1 protein-coding gene is annotated in these 1070 nt (G+C 68.3%); it reads right to left on the bottom strand.

Annotated elements, in window-relative coordinates; translation table 11 throughout:
* The coding region (locus AVKW3434_RS24175) for a hemagglutinin repeat-containing protein (RefSeq protein ID WP_284407868.1) at positions 1-1070 on the bottom strand (1070 nt) is incomplete at both ends.

Raw genomic sequence — 1070 nt, 5'->3', positions numbered from 1 at the left:
CGCAGGTCGCCATCGGTGGCGGTGATGTGCACGTTGCCGTCGGCACGCACTGCAGAGCCAGCAGCACTGTCCACCTGGTAGGCGCTGGTGCTGCGGCTTTGGCTGCTGCCCAGGCTGATGTTGAAGCTGGCTCCAGCCAGGGGGTCGCCGTTCAGCAGGGCTTGCCCCGCGTTGCCCAGGTCCTTGGCGTTGTTGTAGGCATTGAGCCCGATGGCCGCGACCCCCAGGGCCTGGGTGCGCGCATCGCTGGTGCGCCCGATGGCACGGCCCACGCGCCCCGCGGTCATGCCGAAGTCGATCAGCGGGCTGCCCACGCTCACCGTGAGGCCGCTTTGCTTGGCCCGCGTCTCGAACAGGTCGCGCTCCAGTTCCCGCGACTCGTGGATGTCCACCGTTTTGCCAACGATGCTCACGTCGCCCTTGGCCAGCACCGCCGAGCCCTCCTGCTCGTAGCGGTTGCCCGCCACCAGCGCCACGTTGCCCCCCTGGCTTTGCACGCTGGAGGCAGCCGCACGCTGGCTTTCGTTGCGGTGGTCGGTGGTGGTGCTTTGCTTGCCCAGCGTGATGCCGAAGCCGCCTCCGCTGAACAGGCCCGATTTCTTGGTCTCGGTGTGCGTCATGGCCGAGGCGGTGTCGGTGCCCGCCCGGATGGCGATGTCCCGCCCTGCGATGAGGCCCACATCGGCCTGGCCCACCAGGTGCGAGCCCTGCACTCCGATGTCCCGCCCGGCCTGCACGTAGATGGCGTTGCCGGTGACCACGCTGCCCTCGCTCAATGAGCTGGCGCCTTCCTGTACGGTGAGGGTGCTCTTTTTGCTCAGGAACCCGCTCTTCTTGCTGTACGTCTCCTCGTAGCGCCCGTGCTCGGTCTGCAGGTCCTGCACCTGCACGTCCCGGCTGGCGATCAGGCTCACGTCGCCCTTGGCGGTGACGGTGGCCCCGCGCAGGGTGATGTCCCCCTGGCCGGCTTCGGCCTTGCCTGCATCCGCTTTCCCATTCGCGACGATGCTCAGATTGCGGCCGGCGCTGATCTCCCCGCCCGAGAGGGTTTCCTGGCGCTGGATGAGCGC

This window comes from Acidovorax sp. SUPP3434 (assembly GCF_030159015.1).
Classification (GTDB): Bacteria; Pseudomonadota; Gammaproteobacteria; order Burkholderiales; family Burkholderiaceae_C; genus Paracidovorax.
This window is presented reverse-complemented; position numbering and strand designations above follow the sequence as displayed.